The 23442-nt window shown below is 63.3% G+C and carries 21 protein-coding genes and 2 pseudogenes; 9 read left to right on the forward strand and 14 right to left on the reverse strand.

Annotation, left to right across the window (positions count from 1 at the left end; all coding sequences use genetic code 11):
- Positions 1 to 160: 160 nt before the first annotated feature.
- From G6N59_RS16975 to G6N59_RS17005, 7 genes are all read right to left on the reverse strand, one after another.
- Entirely contained in the window at positions 161 to 1609 is a 1449-nt protein-coding gene (locus G6N59_RS16975; RefSeq protein WP_138227983.1) for an FAD-dependent monooxygenase, read from the reverse strand.
- A gap of 64 nt (positions 1610 to 1673) precedes the next feature.
- A complete protein-coding gene (locus tag G6N59_RS16980; RefSeq protein WP_138227984.1) occupies positions 1674 to 2909 on the reverse strand; it encodes a carboxylesterase family protein in 1236 nt (411 codons plus the stop codon).
- Positions 2899 to 3591 carry a maleylpyruvate isomerase family mycothiol-dependent enzyme gene (locus G6N59_RS16985; RefSeq protein ID WP_138227985.1) on the reverse strand — a complete coding sequence of 231 codons (693 nt, stop codon included), beginning with the start codon at positions 3589 to 3591 and terminating at the stop codon, positions 2899 to 2901. The genes G6N59_RS16980 and G6N59_RS16985 overlap by 11 nt, the downstream gene beginning before the upstream one ends.
- A 386-nt stretch (positions 3592 to 3977) precedes the next feature.
- Positions 3978 to 4433: a lipoprotein LppJ family protein gene (locus tag G6N59_RS16990; RefSeq protein WP_138227986.1), complete on the reverse strand. Its 456-nt coding sequence runs from the start codon at positions 4431 to 4433 to the stop codon at positions 3978 to 3980.
- Positions 4434 to 4532: 99 nt separating this feature from the next.
- The gene (locus tag G6N59_RS16995; protein ID WP_234884004.1) at positions 4533 to 6353 is read right to left on the reverse strand and encodes an alpha/beta hydrolase; all 1821 of its coding nucleotides are present in this window, start codon (positions 6351 to 6353) and stop codon (positions 4533 to 4535) included.
- Between the two features lie 49 nt (positions 6354 to 6402).
- Entirely contained in the window at positions 6403 to 6702 is a 300-nt protein-coding gene (locus G6N59_RS17000; protein ID WP_138227987.1) for a type VII secretion target, read from the reverse strand.
- Positions 6703 to 7154: 452 nt separating this feature from the next.
- Complete coding sequence (locus G6N59_RS17005; RefSeq protein ID WP_138227988.1) at positions 7155 to 7352, reverse strand: hypothetical protein; 198 nt, start codon at positions 7350 to 7352, stop codon at positions 7155 to 7157.
- Positions 7353 to 7383: 31 nt separating this feature from the next.
- Between G6N59_RS17005 and G6N59_RS17010 the strand changes: the two genes are divergently transcribed.
- The 5 genes and pseudogenes from G6N59_RS17010 to G6N59_RS17030 all read left to right on the forward strand — a co-directional run bounded on the left by G6N59_RS17010 (position 7384) and on the right by G6N59_RS17030 (position 12922).
- Complete coding sequence (locus G6N59_RS17010; RefSeq protein ID WP_138227989.1) at positions 7384 to 7566, forward strand: hypothetical protein; 183 nt, start codon at positions 7384 to 7386, stop codon at positions 7564 to 7566.
- A gap of 72 nt (positions 7567 to 7638) precedes the next feature.
- On the forward strand, positions 7639 to 9315 hold the full coding sequence (locus G6N59_RS17015) for a peptide ABC transporter substrate-binding protein (protein WP_407665707.1): 1677 nt from the start codon (positions 7639 to 7641) through the stop codon (positions 9313 to 9315).
- Positions 9316 to 9318: 3 nt separating this feature from the next.
- A pseudogene (locus G6N59_RS17020) lies at positions 9319 to 10244 on the forward strand (ABC transporter permease).
- Positions 10237 to 11199, forward strand: coding sequence for an ABC transporter permease (locus G6N59_RS17025; protein ID WP_138227991.1), 963 nt, complete (start codon positions 10237 to 10239; stop codon positions 11197 to 11199). Before G6N59_RS17020 ends, G6N59_RS17025 begins: the two are co-directional and overlap by 8 nt.
- Positions 11199 to 12922, forward strand: a pseudogene (locus tag G6N59_RS17030) (dipeptide ABC transporter ATP-binding protein). Before G6N59_RS17025 ends, G6N59_RS17030 begins: the two are co-directional and overlap by 1 nt.
- Before the next feature lie 238 nt (positions 12923 to 13160).
- Here G6N59_RS17030 and G6N59_RS17035 read toward each other — a convergent pair.
- The 5 genes from G6N59_RS17035 to G6N59_RS17055 all read right to left on the reverse strand — a co-directional run bounded on the left by G6N59_RS17035 (position 13161) and on the right by G6N59_RS17055 (position 16759).
- Positions 13161 to 14399 (reverse strand): MFS transporter, encoded by a 1239-nt coding sequence (locus tag G6N59_RS17035; protein ID WP_138227993.1) that lies wholly within the window; start codon positions 14397 to 14399, stop codon positions 13161 to 13163.
- Positions 14400 to 14517: 118 nt separating this feature from the next.
- Positions 14518 to 14823, reverse strand: coding sequence for an alpha/beta fold hydrolase (locus G6N59_RS17040; RefSeq protein ID WP_163911385.1), 306 nt, complete (start codon positions 14821 to 14823; stop codon positions 14518 to 14520).
- The gene (locus G6N59_RS17045; RefSeq protein WP_163911387.1) at positions 14820 to 15371 is read right to left on the reverse strand and encodes an alpha/beta fold hydrolase; all 552 of its coding nucleotides are present in this window, start codon (positions 15369 to 15371) and stop codon (positions 14820 to 14822) included. Before G6N59_RS17045 ends, G6N59_RS17040 begins: the two co-directional genes overlap by 4 nt.
- A 190-nt stretch (positions 15372 to 15561) precedes the next feature.
- Complete coding sequence (locus G6N59_RS17050) at positions 15562 to 16161, reverse strand: hypothetical protein (RefSeq protein WP_163911389.1); 600 nt, start codon at positions 16159 to 16161, stop codon at positions 15562 to 15564.
- A 400-nt stretch (positions 16162 to 16561) separates the two neighbouring features.
- Entirely contained in the window at positions 16562 to 16759 is a 198-nt protein-coding gene (locus G6N59_RS17055) for a hypothetical protein (RefSeq protein ID WP_163911391.1), read from the reverse strand.
- A 1244-nt stretch (positions 16760 to 18003) separates the two neighbouring features.
- On the opposite strand from G6N59_RS17055, the gene G6N59_RS17060 reads away from it, so the two are divergent.
- Both G6N59_RS17060 and G6N59_RS17065 read left to right on the forward strand, forming a co-directional pair.
- Positions 18004 to 18516, forward strand: a complete 513-nt coding sequence (locus G6N59_RS17060; protein ID WP_138227996.1) for a GNAT family N-acetyltransferase — start codon at positions 18004 to 18006, stop codon at positions 18514 to 18516.
- 200 nt (positions 18517 to 18716) lie between these two features.
- Positions 18717 to 19172, forward strand: coding sequence for an SRPBCC family protein (locus tag G6N59_RS17065; RefSeq protein WP_138227997.1), 456 nt, complete (start codon positions 18717 to 18719; stop codon positions 19170 to 19172).
- A 95-nt stretch (positions 19173 to 19267) separates the two neighbouring features.
- Here the strand turns inward: G6N59_RS17065 and G6N59_RS31160 are convergent, their stop codons facing one another.
- Together G6N59_RS31160 and G6N59_RS31165 are read right to left on the reverse strand one after the other, a co-directional pair.
- Positions 19268 to 19705 (reverse strand): PucR family transcriptional regulator, encoded by a 438-nt coding sequence (locus G6N59_RS31160; RefSeq protein ID WP_235678687.1) that lies wholly within the window; start codon positions 19703 to 19705, stop codon positions 19268 to 19270.
- A 277-nt stretch (positions 19706 to 19982) separates the two neighbouring features.
- Complete coding sequence (locus G6N59_RS31165; protein ID WP_235678688.1) at positions 19983 to 20594, reverse strand: hypothetical protein; 612 nt, start codon at positions 20592 to 20594, stop codon at positions 19983 to 19985.
- A gap of 86 nt (positions 20595 to 20680) precedes the next feature.
- Here G6N59_RS31165 and G6N59_RS17075 point away from each other — a divergent pair, with 86 nt between their 5' ends.
- Positions 20681 to 22138 carry a DUF1214 domain-containing protein gene (locus G6N59_RS17075; RefSeq protein ID WP_163911393.1) on the forward strand — a complete coding sequence of 486 codons (1458 nt, stop codon included), beginning with the start codon at positions 20681 to 20683 and terminating at the stop codon, positions 22136 to 22138.
- The gene (locus G6N59_RS17080) at positions 22135 to 23415 is read left to right on the forward strand and encodes a hypothetical protein (protein WP_163911396.1); all 1281 of its coding nucleotides are present in this window, start codon (positions 22135 to 22137) and stop codon (positions 23413 to 23415) included. Before G6N59_RS17075 ends, G6N59_RS17080 begins: the two co-directional genes overlap by 4 nt.
- Positions 23416 to 23442: the final 27 nt, after the last annotated feature.

The raw sequence follows: 23442 nt of genomic DNA on the forward strand, positions 1-23442 counted from the left end.
GAGACAAGAACTGAACACCCGGGTTCTTGAGATCCGAGACGCCGCGGCCCACCCTTTGCCGCGAACAACGGAAAGCCGCCGCCCGCTGTCTCTCGTCCGCAGTCCGATCTGTACGTCGTCGGCTCCGGCTCTGAGCGCCCTGCACTCATGCGGCGGGTAGTCAGGTGAACCACCGATTGAGCGCCTCGTGCAGTCCGATCCCGCGATGGTCTCCGGTCCACGCAACATAGCCATCAGGTCGTACCAGTAACGCTGCGGGGGCGGTTATCTCGCCGATGACGGGGATCGTCCAGGCATCAGCAGCCTGCGCATCGACGGCAGTGACCCGATGCGTCCAGCGAGCCATATCGACATTTATGGGCTGACCGAAAACCAGAAGTAGCGCGCGGGCATCGTGCAGCAGCGTGTAGAGCCGGGTAGGACCGTCCGCGGTGTGCAGGTCGAGGTCGGGTACGCGGCGGCCCATCAGTGGGTGTTCTTGGCCGAGGTCGTAGCGGATGTCCAGCCCGCACATCATCGCCGCGATCCGCTGCCGCGGTGTACCCAGAGTGAGCAGCTCGGCCATGGTGTCGCGTAGCGCTTCGACGCGCGGCCCGGGCCCGTTGAGGACGCTTTGAGCCATGGTGTTGTGCAGCACGCCGGCGGCGACGGGGTGGCGTTCGGCGTGGTAGGTGTCCAGCAGGTTCGCGTCGGAGATTCCTTTGACGACTTGGCCGAGCTTCCATCCCAGGTTCACTGCGTCTTGGATTCCGGTGTTGAGGCCTTGGCCTCCGATTGGGAAGTGGATATGGGCTGCGTCGCCGGCCAGTAGGACGCGCCGGTCGCGGTAGGAGCTGGCTTGGCGGGTGCTATCGGTGAAGCGGGAAATCCAAGCGGCGCTGCGTAGTCCGTAGTCGGTGCCGCGGGCCGTGTGTAGCGCTGAACGCAGGTCTTCGAGCGTGGGTTCGCCGGTGTTGGCGGTTGTTGGTTCGGTGACCATGATGCGAATCGTGTCTTCGCCGTCGAATGTGAAGAACGAGTGAAACGCTGGGTCGCGGTGTAATCCCCAGGGCGGGGTTTCGGTGAGTTCGGCGTCGGCGACCAAGCAACTGGTCGACGCATCCCAGCCGGGAAAAGCGACACCCGCGGCTTTGCGGACTTGGCTTCGTCCACCATCGCAGCCGACAAGGTATGTGGCACAAAATTTCTCGCCCGTGGCTACGGAGACCTCAACGTGCTGGGCATCTTGGATGAAATCCGTTGCCTCGCATCCGTAGTGGATAGTCGATCCGAGCTCGGTGACCCAGTCGGCGAGGATGCTCTCGGTTCTGTATTGGAGTAGGGCCAGCCCGTAGTTGTGGCGTGTCGGCAAGTCCGAGACATCGAAGAAAATGCCGGAATAGTGGGCGTTTTGGCCAACCACGCCCTCGGACAGAAAACGATCGACGATTCCACGCTGATCCGTCACCTCCAGAGTGCGTGGGGTCATCCCGCCGGCCCGAGAGCCGGCCAGGTCTCGGTCGATGCGTCGTTCGAGCACCCCGACATCGACACCAGCGAGCGTCAATTCACCGGCGAGCATCAACCCGGTCGGGCCGCCGCCAACGATCAGCACCTCGTGGTCGCGCATGCAATCTCCCCAATCGACTCGTCGGGATATTCCGCGCACCGCGGGACCAAGCGGGCCATCTTGGTCACGACGCACCCGTCAGAGGCGGATTCCACTGCAGTGGTATCGATTCCGCCGCCGCAGTGTGGATTTCGCCGGTGTGGGCGAAATGACCCCATACCTGTCGTAGCGGTCGCCCGAACGACTCGACCTGATCCCACGACGTGTTGCCGAGCATCGGGCAGGGCTCCCACGCTTGTCGCGTTCCCAGCAGCAGCGGCAGTTCAAGACAGTGAGTGGCCCCGAATGCGGATCCGGTCGGTCGCCAATCCAAGCGGTAGGTCGATGCGTGGGCACCGGCGGCGTTGAGTTGCGCGGCGAGTTCGGTTGTCGGTACCGCGAGAAGGTGATTGGTCGCGGCGGCTACGTGTGACCCGGAGCCGGTGAAAGCGGACACGTCGTCGGCGTTCCAGCCACAGATCACGTCGATACCCGAGACGTGCTGGGTGATGCTGTCACCTAAGGTGCACCCGGCCTCGGTTCCTGAGGTCGGGTAGAAAGCGGGCATGGCGGTGGCACCGGTTTGAGTCAGGGTCGCGACAGTTCTCTTCTGGGCTTCGAGAAGCGCAGTGACGGTAGCGGTTCGGGGGTCTTCGCCGAGCAGCTCGGCGAACAGTGCACCGATGGCTTCTGCTGGTTGTCTCGGGCGAGCGATATCGGCTCCGGGTCCGCTCTGCATGATTGCGCGGCGGAACAGCCCACGGGCGGCGGGCATCTGCATCAACAGCCAGATCGACACCGCCCCAGCGGATTGCCCGAATACCGTCACATTTGTCGGGTCCCCGCCGTAGTCGGCGATGTTGCGCTGCACCCAACGTAGCGCTTCGAGTTGGTCGAGCAGGCCCAGGTTTCCCTCGCTCACGCCGTCCAGACACAGATAGCCCAGCGCGCCGAGGCGATAGTTGACACTGACCACAACGACGTCGCCATCGGCGGCCAGGGCTGATCCGTCGTACCAGTCAAGCAGCCCGCCGCCGCTGGCGAATGCTCCACCGTGAAGGAACACCATGACCGGTCGGCGACCGTCAAGACGGGGTGAAGCAATCGCAAGGTTGAGGCAGTCTTCACTCTGTGGCAGTGCGGTTTTCGGTATACCCATGACCGAGGCCAGACGCCCGGGCAGCTGAGGACAGAGCTGGCCGCTGGACTCCCCTGCACTAGCACGGGCCGGTCGCGGCGCCCCGAAGCGCTCTGTGGTGGCATAGCGCACCGGCCCGGATCGCACGATCGCTGCCGTGGCGGCATCCGACCTATCCGGCATTGTCCGCTCGCGGCAGGGGAATCGGTTGGTCGTCGTCGCGGGGTCCGAAGAAACCGAATCCCTCGATTACCTGGGTGTCCGGCGTCGGAGCCCAGTTCCATGCGGCGATCTGACGTCGGGACCGTCGACTGTAGGCGGCGCGTAACAGCTCATAGCCGTCCACGCGCACGACCCTGGTCGGCTCACCCGAACCGCAATGCCATTGCTGCCCACGGTCATCCTCGATCAGCAGGGCAGGCGAATGACGCGCACGCAGACGCGTAAGCCGCATCATCGTTTCCAGAAACGGCTGCCAATGTTCGCGTTCCACGCGTCCCAGACTGAGTGCCTCGCGAAGGTCCGATTCGTGGCAGATGGCGTCGGCGGCGAGGTTGGGTCCGGTGAGCTTCGCGCTGGTCAGCGTTGCTTCTACAGCGGGTCCGGCGCGGTCCCATTCGGCCATCAGGTCATCGATCGGCCGATGTCGCCGCTCCTGCAGATGCCGCCTAGTCCACTGATCGGTTCCGGCGCCGTCGAGCCTGCCAGTGGCCACATCGGCCGCACCCCCGACCAGATGCGCCAGCACGTCGTGGACCGTCCAGTCGGGTGTCGCAGGTACCGGTGTGCGCAACTGCTCGGCACTGAGTTCACGAGCGAGGGCGCCGATACGCTGGCGAGCGTCACGATAAGCGGTCTCCAGCACGAGCAATGCCCCTATCTGCTTGGCGAGTTCTGGAACGAAGTCGCTGCTTCCCAAAGGGTTTCAAAACGACGGGCCGCGCGGCGACCGCGTGCCAGCTGCCGACACCCGTACGACAGTACCCCATAATTAAGAAAAATAAGCGATGTATAAGAATAGTCTAAAGGGGGTATGAGTTGGCCACTCGGTGACGGCGGCGGTTCTGTCACTGGCGCCCGCATCAGACGCCGGTGACAGAACCGAGTCTTCCGGCTCGCGCGTTTCACACGGCGTGGCGGCTCCACCGTTATTCGAGCGCTTGGCGGTGACCTGGCTGTCGTTGTCGATAGCCTGTGCGGCGAAATCCAAAGTGAGGGTTGCGCCAGCACTACCCGACAGCCGAGCGCGCGCTATCCGGACGTGAGCTCTCCCTTGACATCGGTCGACTTAGTGGCAGTCCCGTCGCTTCGGTGGTCGAAATTGTCGCGGCACTCGCCGAGAACGTCGATGCTCACATGCGCAACCGGTGGCTGGTTGGGCTTGGGCGGCGGTATCACCCATACCTGCACATCGACGCCATCGCGCTTGAATGTGGCGGCGTGTGAATGGAAGTCGGGGTCCGTCTGCCAACCGCGTTCCCGAAATTGAGTTAGTACTGATTCAGGAGTCACTTCACGGGACCGGTCGGCCCCGGGCATCCACAAACCCATACTGACGTGACCGCGGAATGGCGATTTGCCGTAGTCGTTGCAGGAATCGTAAACGAACGATGCGTCAGCGACGTCCGCGCCCAGATCGGTAATCACCTGGCGGGAGACGTCAATGACCTGGCGGCGCGCTTCTTGCGGAGAGATCGGATTCAACACGAAATCAGAGCACCCAGTCACAGCCAGCAGCGCGAGCAGCGCCGCGGAAACACGTAGGCGTGTCAATCGTCATCTCTCCCTGTCGGTTTGGGTTCATCGCTAGCCATCTTTCCCTTTATGGCGATGGTCGTTGTGGGGAACGCGTACCAACTCCGGATCGACTACCGGGGGAATGGGCGACCCCGGAATCGGCGGGAAGTACGTCTTGTGTCGGTGTCCGGCGGTCATGCCGTCATGCTCGAGCGCGTCACCGTGCCCCGACACAATGTCGGCGATGCTAAACAACGACTCCGATCCAGGCGTGAAGTACTCGCTGTGATCATGGATCGGATTTATGCTGACGCCCGGTACCTCTGCGTGGAACCGAGTGGAACCGTACCCATCCATGGCAGGGTCGGCCCCTAACCCGACGCCGGGCACGTTGATATGTTCCTGCCCAAAATTCGTGACGGGGTCCGACGAGGCCGCCCCCACATATAAGTGGCCACCGGGCGGCAGGTGGAAATCGGCGGCCGACTTGGCGAGATCCGTTCCTGGGCAGCCGACCAGGACGACGTCGTCTGCGCGCATGCCGTATCCGGCCGCCGCATCGGCCACCGTCGTCGACCCATATGAATGACCAATCACCGTGGTGTGCGAGTGCGCGCCCTCGTGCGTGACAGCCAACGCATTGACGTCCGCAGCAAGAATCTGGGCGCCGTCACGAGCCATGAACGGCTCGGCTACCCCCACGCCTCTCGCATCCAGGCCTGGAGCGTCATACCCCATCCATTGCAATACTGCCGTGGAGCTGCCTGGATCCGCCTTGTTCGCCTCGTTGTACATATTGACGGCGCTGCCGTCCGCCATCGTGTCGCCGGCCACGGAGGTGGTGAAGCCGGACACCATTACCGTGGTGTTCTTCGCCGTGTCGGGGTTACCGAGCGCGATCGCGGCCGAACCCTTGCCGCCGAACGCCTCGGGGTCGTACTTGACCAGGAAGATCTCGGGCGCATTGCGGTCGGCGTCCCTCGCGGTGGCGTCCTTGTTGAACGCGTCTTGGATTTTGCAGGCATTCTTATAGCGATCCATCGTGGGGCCGGTCAGCCCATAGAGCTCAGGGTGCGCGAGAACCTCATCCCTAGTCACTCCGCGCGATTCCGCGATCGTGTCGGGCAGGTGGAGGTCGCGCTCCCAGACCTTCCGGTTGGCCTTGTCCCGGTCCACGATCGGAACACCGTTGAGGTTGCCCAATTTCTCGGGCCACTTGTCGCGCAGTTCGGCCTGCTTGTCCGGCGGCAGCGAATCCCACCACTTCTTGACGTCCTCGGGGCTCTTGTTGGTCGGGATTTGCGAGCCGTCGTCGTAGGGTGGCGTGTCCTGTGGTAGGTCGCCGATGCCGAGTTTGGCCGGCGAGCCGTCCAGGCCGCCAACTGCGGTGCGTAGATTCTGGCTCAGCTGCCGATCGGTGGTGTCGAAGCGGGCCAACAGCGTCTTGACCGTGACGGAGTTGGTCGCCGCGAGCTGGAGCACTTTCATCTCGTTGACGGTGCTGGCCTTGGCGTATTGGTCCAGTGGGCTGCCCGGACGGACCCCGACCGTGCCGTCAGGGGAGACTTGCCAGCCCTGACCAGTGAGCTGACTGACCGTATTGACCACGTTGATCCGGTCCGCTGAGAGTTGTGTGCCGCCAGCCTGCAGCACCGCCTGCGCACGGCCGAGGGCATCGTGGATCTGTTGCATCCGTGCCATCGTCGGTTGCACCTTGGCGACCGCAGCATCAGAAGCGGTGCCCTGCCAGCTCCCCCGCAGCCCATCGATCGTGGCGCGCTGCGCGTCGATCTGGCCGGCCAGCCGCGACGCCTTGCCACCCAGTTCAGCTGCCGACTCAGTCAACGACTCCGGCCGCGACGCCTCCACCTGCGGCACCGTCACCGCCATCAGCGCCCCCGGGCCTCAGCAACAGCCGATTGAACAGCGGCACAGACGATCACCGGATGAGCCGGTCCAAGCGCTCACCGATCTCCTTATCGGCTCGCTGATACCTGTCAGCGGCCGTCGACAACTTGCCCGCATGTGACGCCAACTCCTCGTGCGCCGCCGTAACCGCCACATTGAACAACTCGCCCACTAGTCGGCACCCGGACTCACTATGGAGCCCAGACACTCCCTCCCCAGCGCTGCTCATCGACTCATGTACCGCCATCGTCGATATGAACGTCGCTACCTCTGTCTGCGCCCGCGCAGCATCACGCAGTGCCTTCGGATCCACCCGTAACACCCCCGCCATACACCCAATCGTAAATCCACCCGCGACCCCATCAATGCACCTATTTGGGTCTTCCTCGGGTTGCGTGGCCGAACGAGGTCGTTCGCGTATCGCCTGCGCACACAGCACGACCGGCCCACCAATCAGCCGGCCCGACAAGTGGGCGCTGAGGTCAATCCAGGCCCGGGAAACGGGAAATCTGTTGTTATACTTAGCAATTGGTGCTCGCTCGCGGCTCAAGCGGCGAGGTTCCGCCACATTTGTCGAATAGCAGGACAGAGGGGTGGCGATGATCTCGAACTCACCTGTGGTGCTGCGCAACCCGTACACGGTTTGACGAACACGTCCAAGCCGGGCGTCGACGCTCCCCCAAATGCAGTTCTGGCGAAGAGAGCTGGCACCAAAACCGATTGCGGCGGAGCCGATTACAACGATCTAACGACGAAACCCGCCACCGGATCTTTAAACCTGGTCTACCTGACCGCTGCGTCGCTGAGGTCCACGGTGTTGCCATCTGCCCGGTACCCCTCAACCGGCTGCAGCGCGTACCCGTCGGGGATGTCCCCGGTTGTGTGATACGTATAGAACAGTTCGGCGGCCTCGTCGGCGGCGAATACCTGCGAGCGGCTGATCAGCTTCACACCGTGGGCTAGCTGGATCGGGACATCCACGGGCGCTGTGCCTGCGTGCCGGTGACCGATCGTGTATCTGACCGAATCGACGTCCCACTGCTGGCCGCTTACACCGAATCGTCAACTGGAAGAAGGACTTTCGCTTCTGGTCATCGACCTGAACACTGGCGCTTGGGCCCTCAAGTACTCACATCTCCAAGACTTGCCTGAACTGGACCTCGGCTATCGGCTGCTCGTCGCGGAACTCGACTAACTGCGCTGCGTCTCGGCGAGCTTTCGGCTCACCTAATGTTCCTCGCCTGGCCGACGGAATCAAGCTGTGGGAATGTTGAAGGCTCGCGATCGGGGGTTCACAGTGAAATGGGCAGCAAGGTCATTGTGCGCGGCGGTAACGGGCGCGGTGCTCGCCGCGTCGGCGTGCAGCCTGGAAGGCGCCCGCGGCAACTATGGCACCGGCCCGGACGCGATCATCACCGTCAACGGCGGGGAACCACAGAACGGTCTGGTGCCCACCAACACCAATGAGAACATGGGAGGGCGCGTCGTCGATTCGTTGTTCACGGGGCTCTATAGCTACACCGCCGACGGCGCGCCGGTGTTGGCGAACGCGGAGTCCGTGGACACCACCGACAACCAGCACTACACGGTTCACCTCGTACGGGACTGGACCTTCACCGACGGCACCCCGGTGCGGGCCGAAAACTACGTCCGCGCATGGAATTTCGGTGCGGCCACGGTCAATGGACAGCTGCAGCAGAGCTTCTTCTCGCCGATCGAGGGATACGACGCCGTCGCTGCCGAGGGTTCCCCGCTGACAGAGATGTCGGGCTTGAAGGTGGTCGACGACTACACCTTCACGGTGCGCCTCACCAGCCCCAACATCGACTTCAAGCTGGGGCTCGGGTTTACGCCATTCAAGCCATTGCCCGATGTGTTCTTCACCGAGGGCGCAGCCAAGTTCGGCGAGCATCCCGTCGGTAACGGCCCGTACATGCTGAAGGGCCCGGACGCCTGGCTGCACAACGTCAAGCTCGACGTGGTGCGCAACCCGAATTACAAGGGTCCGGACAAGCCGAAGAACGGTGGCCTGAGCTTCATCTTCTACAGCAGCTTCGACACCGCGTACACCGACCTCGAGTCCGGCAACCTCGACGTACTCGACACGGTGCCGGTGAGTGCATTGGGCACTTATCAGAAAGTGCTCGGGAGCCGGGCACTGACCAAACCGACCGCCCAGAACCTGCAGCTCGGAATCCCTTACTACCTGCCGCATTTCAGCGGCGAGGAGGGGCGGCTACGACGCGCGGCGATTTCGATGGCGATCAACCGGCCCGAGATCATCAAGGCGATCTTCCGCGGCGCCCGCGGTGCGGCGCAGGACTTCACCGCCCGGTCGTTACCGGGCTGGGACCCGAACATCCCGGGCAATGATGTGCTGAAGTTCGATCCGGTCAAAGCCAGGCAGCTGTGGGCGCAGGCTAACGGGATCGCGCCGTGGTCGGGATCATTCGAGGTCGCGTACAACTCCGACGGCGATCACCAGGTGTGGGTTGACGCGTTATCGAACCAGTTGAAGAACACGCTCGACATCGACGCGCACGGCGCTCCGCAGCCGACGTTCAAGCAGGTCCGGGACGAAATCACCAAGTGGACCATTCGGACCGCGTTCCGAAGCGGGTGGCAGGGCGACTATCCGTCAATGATCGAGTTCCTTCAGCCCCAGTTCGTGACCGGCGCGGGCTCCAACGATCCGGTCTACAGTTCACGGGCTTTCGACGCGAAGCTGACCGAGGCCGAACGGGCGCTCGATCCGAACCAGTCGTATGCGTTGGTCAATCAGGCCCAGGCAATCCTCCTGCACGATCTCCCGGTGATCCCGCTTTGGGACTACACCGCTGCCGGGGGCGTCGGGCCGGGTGTGACGGCCCAGCTGACCTGGAACGGTCTGGCTGATTTCACCCAGATCACCAAGAGCGACGTCGCCGAGAACACCAAGGGATAGCCGATGTTGAGATACGGATTGAGCCGGCTCGGACAGCTGGTGATCGTGTTCTTCGGCGCCACTTTCCTGATCTATGCGCTTGTCTTCCTGTTGCCCGCCGACCCGATCTCCGCGCTGGGCGGCGGCAAGCCCATGTCGCCCGCGCTGATCGCGACGCTGCGCGCGCAGTACCACTTGGACCAGCCGTTCTACCTGCAGTACTGGCACTACATCAGCGGGTGTTCCGGTTGGACTTCGGGACCTCGTTCTCGGGCCAGCCGGTGTTCGACGTGATGAAGCGCGCCTTCCCCGTTACGGTCGACCTCGCGCTCATCGCGATCGCCGTCGAGGCGGTATTCGGTGTGACGTTCGGCGTGCTGGCGGGTTTGAACAAGGGAAAGTGGTTCGACACCACGATCCTGATCGTGACGCTTCTCGTCGTCGCCGTCCCGATCTTCGTGATCGGCTTTGCGGCTCAGTACCTGTTCGGTGTGCGCTGGCAGATCGTCCCCGTCACCGTCGGCGGCCACCTCGACCTCTATCACCTGCTGTTGCCCGGATTCGTGCTCGGTGCGGTGTCGTTCGCATATGTTGTCCGGCTGACCCGTTCGTCGATCGCGGAGAACCTCTCGGCGGACTACGTGCGGACCGCCACGGCGAAGGGGCTGTCCCGCCCGCGGGTGATCGTGGTGCACGTGCTTCGCAACTCGCTGATCCCGGTGGTGACGTTTCTCGGCGCCGACCTCGGTGTGCTGATGGGCGGCGCGATCGTCACGGAGGGAATCTTCAACATTCCAGGAGTGGGCGGAACCATCTATCAGGCGGTGATCCGCGGCGAGTCGTCGACCGTCGTGTCCTTCGTCACCGTGCTTGTGCTCATCTACCTGGCGTCCAACGTGGTGGTCGACTTGCTCTACGCCGCCCTCGACCCGAGGATCCGCTATGCCTGAGACCCCGACCCAACCCACTCTGTACCCCGGCCAGGAGCGTTTCGTCGCGGGCCCAGACGTGGTCAGCGTGGCCGCGGTCGACGCGGTCGACGACGCCGACGTGCAGCCCGCCGGTTTCTGGAAGTCGGCGTGGCTGGAGCTGCGCGCCAAGCCGGAGTTCATCGTGTCGATGGTGCTGCTGGCCATGATCCTGGTCGTCGTGCTCTTCCCGGGACTGCTCACCAGCCAGGACCCGCATTACGGCTCGCTCGAGCAGTCGCTGCTCCCGCCCAGCTCCGAGCACTGGTTCGGGACTGACCGGCAGGGCTACGACATCTACACCCGAACGATCTACGGCGCTCGTGCTTCGGTGGCGGTGGGCGTGCTGACCACGATCGTCGTGGTCCTGATCGGCGGCCTGCTCGGCAGCGTAGCCGGGTTCTTCGGTGGCTGGATCGACTCGGTGATCGCGCGGCTGGCGGACATCTTCTTCGGTATCCCGCTGATCCTGGCGGCGGTGGTCACGATGCAGATGATCAGCTCCCGCACCGTGTTCACCGTGGTGATCGTGCTCGCGGTCTTCAGCTGGCCGCAGATCGCGCGCATCGCCCGGTCGGCCGCGATCGCGGTCCGCAACGAGGAGTTCATCACGGCGGCGCGCTCGCTGGGAGCGTCGCGGGTTCGCACCCTGTTCACCCACGTCATACCCAACGCGCTGGGTCCGGTGATCGTGGTCGGCACCATCTCGCTGGGCATCTTCATCGTCACCGAGGCGACCCTGTCGTATCTCGGCATCGGATTACCGTCCACGGCAGTGTCGTGGGGCATCGACATCGCGGCCGGGCAGCAACTGCTCCGCGAGGGCACGCCGATCCTGTTCTACCCCGCGGCGGCGCTGGCGATCACCGTGCTCACCTTCATGATGCTCGGTGACGTGTTGCGCGACGCGCTGGACCCGAAGGCGAGGACCCGCTGATGACCCAGACGGCGAAGGACGGACCTGCGCCGCTGCTCGACATCCGAGACCTGCAGGTCGAGTTCCGGGTGCAGAACAAGTCGGCGGCCGCGGTGCGCGACGCAAGTCTCACCGTTTACCCGGGGCAAACGGTGGCCATCGTCGGAGAGTCCGGGTCGGGCAAATCCACCACGGCCGCCGCGGTGCTCGGCCTGTTGCCGGGGACCGGCAAGGTGACCGGCGGTCAGATCCTCTTCGACGGCCAGGACTTGGCCGCTGCGTCCCGCCGCGACTTCGAGAAGATCCGAGGCAGCGGCATCGGTCTGGTCCCGCAGGACCCCAACACCAACCTCAACCCGGTGTGGCGCGTCGGATTCCAGATCCGCGAAACCCTGCAGGCGAATGGCGCGGCGAAGCGGGGCGACGCGCGCAAACGCGCGATCGCGCTGCTCAGCGAGGCAGGCATGCGCGACGCCGACAAGCGAGTCAATCAGTTCCCGCACGAGTACTCGGGCGGCATGCGCCAACGGGCGCTGATCGCGATCGGACTCGCGTGCCGGCCGAAGCTGCTGATCGCCGACGAGCCGACCTCAGCCCTGGACGTCACCGTGCAGCGGCAGATCCTGGACCATCTCGAGGAATTGACCACCGAGCTCGGCACAGCGGTCCTACTCATCACGCACGACCTCGGCTTGGCCGCGGAACGCGCCAGCCACCTGGTCGTCATGTACAAGGGGCGGGTGGTCGAGTCGGGACCCGCCCTGCAGATCTTGCAGGACCCCCACCACGAGTACACCAAGCGGTTGGTGCGCGCGGCGCCCTCCTTGGCCTCCCGTCGTGCCCACGGCAAGACCCTCACCGACGTGGACCACGGCGAGCTCGTCGGCGACCAGGCGTTGCAGCCCAAGGTCACCGGCACCATCGCCGAACCCGCCACGTCCGGCCCCAAGGAAGTCGTTGTCGCGGCCAATCTGGTCAAGGAATTCCCGATCCGCGGTGCTGTGCCCTTCAGCGGCGGTTCGACCTTTCGTGCCGTGAACGATGTCAGTTTCACCCTGCGTCGGGGGACGACCACCGCGGTGGTCGGCGAGTCCGGCTCGGGAAAGTCGACGGTGGCGCGCATGGCGCTGGGACTGTTGGAGCCGACCTCAGGCACGGTGCACTTCGACGGAAGGACGTCACGCTGCGCGGCGCCGAAGCGAAGGAGTTCCGCCGCCGGGTACAGCCGGTGTTCCAGAACCCCTACGGGTCGCTGGATCCGATGTACTCGATCTACCGGGCGATCGCCGAGCCGCTGAACATCCACAGCATAGGAGACAAGTCCTCGCGCACCGCCCGAGTGAAGGAGCTGCTGGACCTGGTCGCGCTGCCACCGTCGGTCATGCAGCGCTTCCCCAACGAGCTGTCCGGCGGTCAACGGCAGCGCGTCGCGATCGCCCGCGCGATCGCCCTCAACCCTGAGGTGGTCGTGTGCGATGAAGCAGTGTCGGCGCTGGACGTCCTGGTGCAGGCACAGATCCTCACGTTGCTCAGCGAGCTGCAGAAGGAGCTCGGCCTGAGTTACCTGTTCATCACCCACGATCTGGCGGTGGTGAAGGAGATCGCCCACAACGTGATCGTGATGTCTCGCGGCGAGGTGGTGGATTCCGGGCCTACCGACCAGGTGTACGAGAACCCAGCGTCTGACTACACCCGAATGCTGATCGACGCCATCCCGGGCGGAACGATCGAACTCGCCGGCTGAGCTAGGGCGCAGCCAGGATGTCTTTGCGGGCTATTGCCCGTGCGGGTGTTCGCTTCTGCTGTTCGACATCATCGCCGCCGGTCTCGCGGATGGGACAGACCGGCCAACGAAGTTATTGTGCCACAGCCCCTCGGAGATGTTGACTCCATATTCCACTATTGCATTATCGGCGGAGGATAGCCCGGTCACCAGGATGCGTGCAGTGGTGTGCGGAGGGCGTCTTCCGGGCCGAGCACGCTCATCGTTCCTCGTCACGTTGGTTGGCTGTCAGTCGCAGCGGCGACAATGCCGCGGCGAGTGCGGCGGTCACAAAACCGACGATCGCCATGAAGAGGGTGGGTCGCTCACCGATCAGCCCCACGCCGAGGCCGCCGATGAGGGCTCCCAAGGCAGCCATCGTGTGGTTGACCGACCGTCTTGTGGCGTTGACTCGGCCCAGTAGTTCGTCGGGTGTGAGTGCCTGCCAATAGCCCATTTCGTTGGCGTTCTCGATACCAGCGGCAAGTCCTTGAAGGCCCAACGCGGTAAACAAAAGCATCTCGCCCCCACCGGTCGCGGGGGCAAGGGCGACGAGCAGCCATGCAATGGGGTAAGCGACGCGTGCGCAGATGACCACCCGCCCTGATCCAAACCGATCACCGAACCCCGGTGCCATGGACGCGCCGATCAGGCTGGCGATGCCGAAAACCGTCAGCAGCATCCCGAACACATAGGCGGTCAATCCCAGTGAGCGCAGCACAAGAAGCGAAAGCACCGTCAGCGCAGCACCATTCGCGAAAAACCAGATGTGCGTCGATACCGCTAAAGGGCGGAGCGTGCGGTGGCGGTACGTCCACCTGAGGCCGTCACCGATCTCTTGGCGAAGGTCGTGCGTGCGCGAGCGGGGGCGGGATTCGTCGACACGGATGCTCGCATTGAGTGCGGCATCGACGAGATAACTGACCGCGTCGATGACGATGACCACTGGGGCGCCAAACAATCCGACGAGGCCGCCGCCGATCGCTGGGCCGAGCGTCTGAGCGGCCGAGTCAGCCTGATCCAGGCGCGCATTCGCTGCAACCAATCGCGTCCGGGGCACCAGGCGCGGCAGCAGAGATTGCGTGGCGGCGAATCCGAAAACAGAGAATGCACCAAACGCCAGAAGCGCGATCGCGAGCATCCATATCTGCAGCTGACCAATCAACCACAGGACGGGAACCGCACCCAGACACAGTGCGCGCCCGACGCTAGCCCATACCAAAACCGGCTTGCGCCGCCACCGATCGGTGTACGCACCGGCAATGAAGCCGAGCACGGTATACGGCACCAATTGAGCCGCGTTCACGACGCCGACCTCAAACGGGGTGGCGCCAAGCAGTTGGACCACTAGCACTGGCATCGCAACGGCTGTCACCGCCGAGCCGAACGAACTGATCGCGGCGGCTGTCCAGTACCGAACGAACGAAGAACGGGGAGCCGAAGCGAGAGCGTCCCCCATCGACCCACTGTCTCACGCCATCTCACGAAGAGAACGCAGTCCTCCAGAGGGTCGTGAGGTCCTCGAGCCGAATCACCCTGTCTTGTTTGTAAAGAAATGGGATGAATCAGTTCTGATCTCAATCCGGGCTGAGCAGTCCCGTGCGTGTGCGCAGGAATGGCACGACCAATGAAGTGACATGTTCCGGGTCGTCGAATTGTGGGTAGTGCCCGGAATTGGAAAGCACGTGGATGGCAGCGCGAGGAAAAGCTTCGCGTTGGCGCTCGGCTAGGGCGACAGGAAGACCCCAATCGGTGGCGCCCCAGATCACCAATGCTGGGCGATCGAGTGGACGCAATGCAGCGGCGAGCGCGCCGGCCTCTCCGGCGGGATCGGGCATGGCTCGGTAAAGGCGCAGAACCGCCTTGCGGGTGGCTGGAGTCATGGTTTCACATGGCGCGTATCGCGGCTTCGGGTACCGGTCGGCGGGCACGGTAGCGCATGAGAGGCGAAGGACCGGTACGTGGCGGTCGCCATTGACAGTTCCCCGAGTATCGGTGTGCGGTACATACGGGCGGCGAAATGCCAGCGGTAGTCGATCCAGGCGCCGGTGTTGATGAGGGTGGCACTGGCGAATCGCTCAGGATGGTTGGCAGCCCAAGTCAGCCCCCAGGGACCACCGAAGTCGTGCAGGACCAGGTGCGCGGTCGCGATGCCGAGGTCGTCGAGGATGTTCGCGATGAAGGTGGCGTACTCGTCGGAGGTGTACGTGAAACCTTCTGGGACGGTGGTGTTCCCGAATCCCGGCAGGTCGGGCGCGATGGCGCGGGCGAATGAGCCGACTTCGCTGAGCAGGGGCTTCCATTCACTGCCTGGTCCGGGGACACCGTGGAGGAACACCACCGCGGTGTCCGACGCTTGCGCGCCAGCTGTCCAGACCTGGGCGGTGTCGTCAAGGGCGTTCAACGGCGTCGGTGTTGGGGCGGTTGCCATCAGCGAAGCTCCGTCGTCTTGTGGTCGCTATCAGATTCTGTCAGTCGCGGCGGGTGGCGATTGGTAGATGCCTTGACCCAGAACGCGCGGTCTGCGCGGTCTCGTTTCTAGAGAAACGGGAGTGATCAATTCTTGACTCGCAGGTCACTGCTCCGACCAGTTCGCAAGGCTTCCGTTAGGTGCCCGCCGGTCAGCGCGGGTAATACCAATCGTTTGGGGCTGGCGAGGTGCCCGCGTGGACGGCTACGTCCGCGATTTCCCGCTCGGCGGCTCTCATGCGAGCAAACGTGTCGGCAGCGGCGTTGCTGGGAAATTTGTTGGGGTTGAGGATGTAGAACTTCTCGCCGATCTTCGAATCGCCACTTTCTTGAAATCCGCTCTCTATCAGCGACGGCACAAGCCGCGGATTCCCGGTTTCAACAACGAACGTCGTCTCAACCGTGGATCCCGCTGCGGGGTTCCAGAACTGTGCCATGTGATGCAGAACCAACAAGTTGGCGTTGCCCCCGCGCTTGTCGGTCTTTCCGTGCCCCGCCCCGCCGTAGCCGTTCCGATCCACGATCCAGGTATCGATCAATACGATCGGACCATTCTCGTTCTTGCCCGGCTCGTACTTATTGAGGATGTCATTGTCATCCAGGTCGGTGACGCTGATTCTCCGGTGGCCTGCGGTGCGTGATTGCGCGGTACCCTTCGTCGCTGAGCTGCAGCATGATCGATACCGAGATCGGCCGCCACTGATCCGCAACCTCCTTTTCCAGGTGCATGAATCCGCCCGGGCAAAACTCATACCAGCGTTGGTAGAGTTCCCGACGTTTAGCACGCGTCAACTCGACGTGTTCTCCCGCGATGAACGGCTCATGGTGCGACAGATCCACATATGGATAGAGCTGCTCCCGGCTTGAGTCCGCTGGTCGTGCCAACCGATACCCGTTATCCAGTATTCGGGGCGCGTTTTGGAAATCCAGCGCACGGATGCTCGGATCAGGTGCCGGTGCCCCATGTACGCCGAGCCGCAAAAGCCAAGAGCGGAGATCAGCGGCCAGCGTCGAGCCAGTCATTGAGGCCCGCCCAGTCGGCCACCGCCAACGTCACTCGAGCAAAGGACGCACCGCGACCACTTAGGAAGAGCGTCGCAAGGGTCTGCTGCACGATCACACGCCGGTCACCGGCGGACTGGCGCGGTGTGGTCACGATTGCTTCGAATTCGATGGGGTCAACCGCCCGAGGCGCCGGCGGCGGCGCCGGTGGTAGGTGCGCTCGATCCAGGTGACGATCGCGATACGGGTTGTTCTCGTGTCCCAGCGGCGGCGGTCGAGCACGTTCTTCTGCAGCAGGCTAAAGAAGCTCCATGGCGGCGTTGTCGCCGGCGGCTCGACACGGCCCATAGAGCCGACCATCTCGTGTTGTCGAAGGCGTGTCGAATCCAGAACTGACCCGCGTGGAGATCCGCCCGCCGCGATGCTCCCGCGTCGGGCTACGGCGCTGTGTAGTGCCCCGGATGGCCAGTTGTGACTTCATTCGGGAGTCGATGCTCCGCGACGATCCGGTTGGAGAACACGTCCTTGACACGGCTGGTTGACCTTCTGGCGGTCGTGACCGCCGCGCCTGGGCCCTGGTCACCAGCGAAGTCACGCCGACAAGATCGTCGCCACCGGCGGCCCTGCCGTTCTTGCCAGCGTTTCTACCAAACACGCTCCACAGTCCGTTCTCCGAGCAGATCCGCCATGGGTGCGCACGCGCACTCGGTGCGCCAACCTCGCTGAATCCGTAGCCTCGCGATCGGATCATCGCGCATTGTCCGAAGGCGCGATGCGCGGTCACCTCGGCGCGGCCGGTCTGCGGCGTCAGCGCGGTCCAGGTTGGCGGGAGAGCTTGAGTACCTGGCACGTCCGCGGGAGATCCCCGGCGGCGAGTCGTCTCTTCACGAGCGGGTAGACCTTTCCCGGCAGATTGGCCTGGCGATAAATACGCTGCGGCCCGACGCAGCACCTCGTTCTCTTGCTCTAGCAGTTTGATCCGCCGTCGGGCTTCGCGCAGCTCACCGGACTCGCTGGCGCTCTTGCCGGGCTTGGTGCCTTCGTCGATGTCGGCCTGACGGAGCCATTTCTGCAGCGTCATCGGGTGAAATCGGTGGCGATCTGCTCGATCGTTACACCGTCATCGCGGTTGCGAGCGACCCGACGTCGTCGCGGAACTCGCGGGGTAGGGCCGCCATGGGCCATCCTTCCAGCCGCCATGCTCAAGCCATAGCACCTACCTATTCGTGAGCAGACCCCAACTGCCAACCCTAGACCGCACCGCTGGCTGGTTGCAGCCTCCATCGCCGGCCGAACTTCCAGCCAGAGCCGGTATAGGAACGTAATCACACGCTCACGCCGATGCGAGGCCATGGACTTGCCTTTCGCCCGTGGCTGTTGAACGAGATCACCGTCGGCCATAGCACCCCCGGATTATCGGCGCGCCGTCTCTCACGAGATCAAACGCTACGGGCCTGACGGCTGCGGGTGCGCTGTTTGACCGTCTCGTGTGTAGAGAACTTGGAGGCTCAGTTTCTGCCTCGCTCCTGGCTGGCCCCGCACATGGGAAAAACAAGGTGTGGGCAGCACCGGGTGTCTGCCAGAATCCGGCGATGACACCTGCGCGCATAGTCCTTCGTGCGGCGACAGCTGATGATGACTCGTTCGTTGTCGAGATGGCACGTCACGCCTGCGTCATTGAAGATTGGCCTCTTCCCGACTCAGACGACGACGAAGTATTGGAGATGCTCCCGCCTGTTGGGGTGGTGCCGATCATCGCCGAAGATCACAGCGGCACACCGCTCGGTGCGGTATGGACCTATTACGGCAATCCACCGTTGCGCTGTGACGCGGCGGGCGTGGGTTTGCCCGAGCTGTGCATCGCCGTTGCGCCAGGGCAACGGGGTGCCGGTGTCGGCGGGATGCTGCTCGACGCTCTCTTCGCCGCCCTCGCGGAAGACCACGACGCGATGTGCACCAACGTTCACGTCCGCAACCCGGCCAAGCGCCTCTATGAACGCAAAGGGTTCCGCGGTGTCGGGCAAGGCAACGGTCCGCTAGGACTCGCACTAATCAAAGACTTACGATCTTATGCCACAACGGGTTCCGGCTCGCCGCCTGCGTAACACGGGCATCTTGTGAAAAGCCAATCCAGTGTCCCTTCCCCCACCCATCGGCGGAGCTCGCCGTGTCTCATTTCTTGTCTCACACCGCTTGTCGCGAATCCGTGTTGTGGGTGCACAGGTTCACGAGTCGCGCACACCCCAGGCGATTCGCGGATTAGCTGATGGGCCCGGCGGATGGCACTGACCGATAGGATCGCGCCATGAAGGGTTCGGTCACCGTGCACATGGACGCCCCGGCAGATCGGGTCTGGAACCTGATCGCCGACATTCGCAACACCCCGAAGTACTCGCCGGAGGTGTTCGAATCTGAATGGCTGGACGGAGCGACCGGGCCCGTACTCGGCGCCCGGTTCCGCGGCCACGTCAAGCGCAACGAGATCGGGCCGATCTATTGGACGACGTGCCGCGTCACGGCCTGCGAGCCCGGCCGCGAGTTCGGTTTCGCGGTGCTCGCCGGCGACAAGGCAGTAAACAACTGGCACTACGCTCTCACCCCCGCCGGTGATGGCACGGATGTCACCGAGTCGTTCTGGATGACGCCGGGCCTGCTCGACACCGTGTTCGGCATCTTCGGTGGCCAGTTGCGCACCCGGCGCAACATCCGGGACATGGCCACAACACTCAACCGGATCAAGTCCGAAGTCGAGACCGCCTAACAGCGCGACGTTCGCGGCGGTTTCAGCCGTCAGCGTCGCACACCACCCAACCAACGCAGGGCACGTGGCGGCACCAGGTATCGGGGTCGACCCGCCTATCCGACGGGAAGCCGCCGACTTCCGCCGGCGTCTCGCCACTGGAGCGCCTCCAATGCCAGTGCAACATGCACAGTGGCCCCGTCCAGCGGTCGTGGCAGCAGCGCTTCGGCTTGAATCAGCCTGCGCATCAGGGTGTTTCGATGGGTGAACAGGCGTGCGGCCGCTTGCGAGGCGTTGCACTGCTCGTAGATGTACGCAAGCACAGTCTGCTGAAGTTCCGGGTCGGCGTATTCGAAATCGCCGAGCGTGTGCCTGATAAACCGGTTTGCCTGTTCAGGGTCGGCGGTGAGCAACGCGACGATTTGAACGTCGGCGAAACTGGCGATCTGTTGCGTTGATCCGGCCTTCGTCATCACCCGCTGGGTTTCGATCGCATCCAGATGGCTGCGCCGGAACCCTTCGATTCCCGCTGTCGAACCGACGGCGATCCGCACACCGGGTAGTTGGCCGAGCGCAGTGGTGATGCCGGAGAAGTCGGGATTGTTGGCCTGGCAGCCAGAGCCAACGGGTGTCGGCGCTGGCCAGTACGAGAGGGTGCGGCCCCGTGGACGGTGTGTATCAACAATCCGCGGCTTGGTCGAGATCGGCGAGGTTGGCGGCCGATTCATTGCCCCAGATGATGGCTGCGGTGTGCCCTGATCCGTTGGTACCCGAGTTGGCGCTCGTCGTCGACCGCGCGCATCGAGAATGAGCATGACTGTTGCCCGGCGTTCAGGGTGGCCTCGCTGGTGAGATTGTCACGCTCAATCCGCATTTGGCGGTGCACCGAAATCGTCTCGCCCAAGAACATGGTGATCGATCTTTCAGACACTTCGAACAGCTCCCGCATGTCCTCGGGTCAGACGTCAACCGGTACACGACCTTCATCCAGACCGAGATGCTCTGCGCCAGCCGGTAGGTTTCCACCATTGCGGCCTCGCTGATGCCGCGTCGAACGAGGTAACGCGCGATCGCCAGGGTCTCCGCATCGGTGTTGGCCGGAACCGGTTCACCGGGGTGACTGATGTTCGCGGCCGCCCAGTGCAGCTGGTTCGACCGATTGCTGCGGGTGATCGCCTCTGCGGCGATCGGATCGTCGGCCAGCGAATGGCCGGACACACTTGCCATGAGGTTCGAGGTCAGCGACAGCCTGCTCACCTCGTCGTAAAAGGTTTGGCGAGTGTGGATCACGATCTTGGCGGCCTGGCGCATCAGCTCCCGCACCCGGTCAGAGGGCGGGTCCCAACGGTCGGGCAGGGAATACCCAGGCGAGTGCACCATGCACCATTTTAACCCATAGAAGTGTGCACGATATCTATTGACCTGCGCGTTGATTGCCAACAAGCTGAGAACGCTCGCCGGCCGTTCCGTGCAACGCGTTCCCATCCGAGCACAGCAAGAAGCGTCAGCATTCATCAGAGGAGGACCGCGTGTCACATGTTGGATTCATCGGGCAACAGTTCAGCGCAACAAGTCAGGGCTGCCCATCCGCTGAGCGCCGATTGAATCGAGCACAGACACGGCGACTTCGTAAAGCCGGCGGCACCGCGATGACCGCCGCGACGACCGCGGCGATGACAATGGTGCTGACCGTCGCGCAATCGACCCCCGTCGAACCAGTCGTGTCACGTTCTGTCGTTCTTACGGCGAATAGCTACCAGCTGACCACAGATCAGATTATCGCCACGCAAAAACAAATCGCGGCCACCAATAGTGGCTACTCATTTATCACCCAGTCGGACCTCGCGTCATTGCCCGCCTATACCCGGGCCCTGGCGGCGAGCGGGCTCTCCGCCTCGTTTAGCCAGTTGGCCTTGACCAATCATTACGATCCAAACATGGCGTACCAGGCGTTTCCCTGGAATGCCCCCTCGGCCGAGCCACTGCAATTCCTCAACGACCCAAATGCGGACAATAAATATATCGTTGCGTCCATCGACTCCCGGGCCTACACCATCACCATCCACCCAGAAGCCGGAACAAAAGACGTAACCTTCGTACCGATGTCAGGGACGGGCTTGAATGGCAATTTTATTTCTACCGGGTTTAGTTACGATTTATCACAATTCACCCCCAATGCCGACGGCTCGTACACCATCACCATGAGCCCCAACCAACAGCCGGGCAACTGGGTGAATAGTACGGGCGCCCAAACGCTCCTCCTGCGCGATACCGTCGGCAACTGGGGATTACTGCACGACAACATCACCCTCCAGCAACAGGGCGAGCCGTCAACGTTCACCCTCCCCGTGCTATCGAAGAGCCAGATCTCATCGATACTGAACAACATCGCCACGAACCTGTCTGGCTTGAATTCCAGCGTCACCAATTTCGGAATTCAAAAGATGTTCGCCTCGATCCCAGATAATACGTTCAAACCTATCGCTCCAACGACCTCCGCTGTCGGCGGGCCGATCTTGCCCGGCCAATTATCGAGCCTCGGGCGCTATAATCTTCAGCCAGATCAAGCGCTCATCGTCAAGGTGCCCGATGTCGCGGCCGGATATACCGGTGCGCAACTCTCCAATGCCTGGCAACTAGATCTCCCGTACGCGACCGCGACCGGCAGCATCAATAGCAGCGACGTATTCAAGTCAAGTGACGGCTACACCTATTACGTGGTCAGCGCACAGAATCCAGGTGTTGCGAACTGGCTCAACACCGGCGGCACACCGGACGGATCGATCTCTCTCCGATTCCAGAACCTCGCGGGGAACCCGTCTAACACTCAGGTCACGGCTGTAGTCGTGCCTATCGCCGATGTCCTCAAGAACCTGCCTGCAGATACCCCGCGGTCACCCCGGCGCAATACGCGGCCAAGCTCAAAGAGCGCCTATTCGAATACAACTATTTTCATGACCAGAACAACACCGCGGTCGGTTGGGTGACGGGGAATCTGGAGAACGACCAAATAAAGGCCGCCATCGGCACCAGCACCTACAACGAGATATTCGGCAGCCAGCCCAACGTGCCTTCGGTCCTGGACCGCGTCCTGAACCCTGCGCTCACGCCGGACTATCTGTCCCTTGTCCGCACCGTTTTGGCCGACCCCAGCCGCAGCCTGTCAGCCATTGTCCGAAACTTGCCCCTTGCGGCACAGGACATCATGGCACCGGCAGTTTTGGCAGTCCTACGCCTGGGCATGCTGGTCGGCAACACCACTGCGTCGGTACTCCACGAACTCACAGCCGGCCAACTAGTCGGGGCATTGCAAGCAGTGGGCGCCGGCATTCAAGGGCTGGGAACGCTCGCCAACCAAACATTCGTCGACCCGGCCACGAGTATCACCGCAGGCTTCCTCAATGCGCGCGACGACCTGTCAGTGGCGATAGCGAACTCGAAGAGCTACTCCCCACTCTCGCTAGGGACCATCCAGACCGCGATGGGGCAGCTCGGTCAGGTCAATCAGTCGGCAGCAAACATGTTGTTCGGTGGACTGGCGGGTCTTGTGCAGCTGCTCAGCCCGGCCAACATTGCAGGTGCAGCTGAAACTCCCGCGGCGGCCGCCAAGCCGCCAGCCACCGCGGCAAAGTCTGCAGTTGTGCCGGCCGCGAATACGACGACGACCGCGACCCCGGCCACTGCGCCGGCATCGGCGAGCACCGCGCCGGTGGCACCTGCCGCGGCGCCAGCGACGACCGGAGCGCCTACGGCCCCCGGAACGCCGGTGACGGAGGCCGGAGCAAAGCCTGCTGCCGTGAAGACAGAGACGGCGCCGGTAGCGGCAATCCCTGCCACGTCGCCGACCACGGGAACAGATACCGGGTCGACTGGCTCCACTTCGACAACCGGCCAACATCCCACTGAGACGAAGGGTGCGGGCTCTAGTGGTGGTAGTTCGTCGGTGAAGGGCGCCGGCTCGGCGTCGGTGAGTGGTGAGCATTCCACTGAGACCAAGGGTGCGGGCTCTAGTGGTGGTAGTTCGTCGGTGAAGGGCGCCGGCTCGGCGTCGGTGAGTGGTGAGCATTCCACTGAGACCAAGGGTGCGGGCTCTAGTGGTGGTAGTTCGTCGACGAAGGGTGCCGGCTCGACATCGGCGGGTGGGCAGCATTCGACCGAGTCCAAAGGTGCGGGTTCGAGTGGCGGCGGCTCGGCGGTGAAGGGCGCGGGCTCTAGTGGTGGCGGCTCGTCGGCGAGCAGTAAGCAATCCAGCGATTCCAAGTAGCAATGGCGGTCGTACTCGGCCTGTGCC

The organism is Mycolicibacterium aubagnense (assembly GCF_010730955.1).
GTDB classification, from domain to species: Bacteria; Actinomycetota; Actinomycetes; order Mycobacteriales; family Mycobacteriaceae; genus Mycobacterium; species Mycobacterium aubagnense.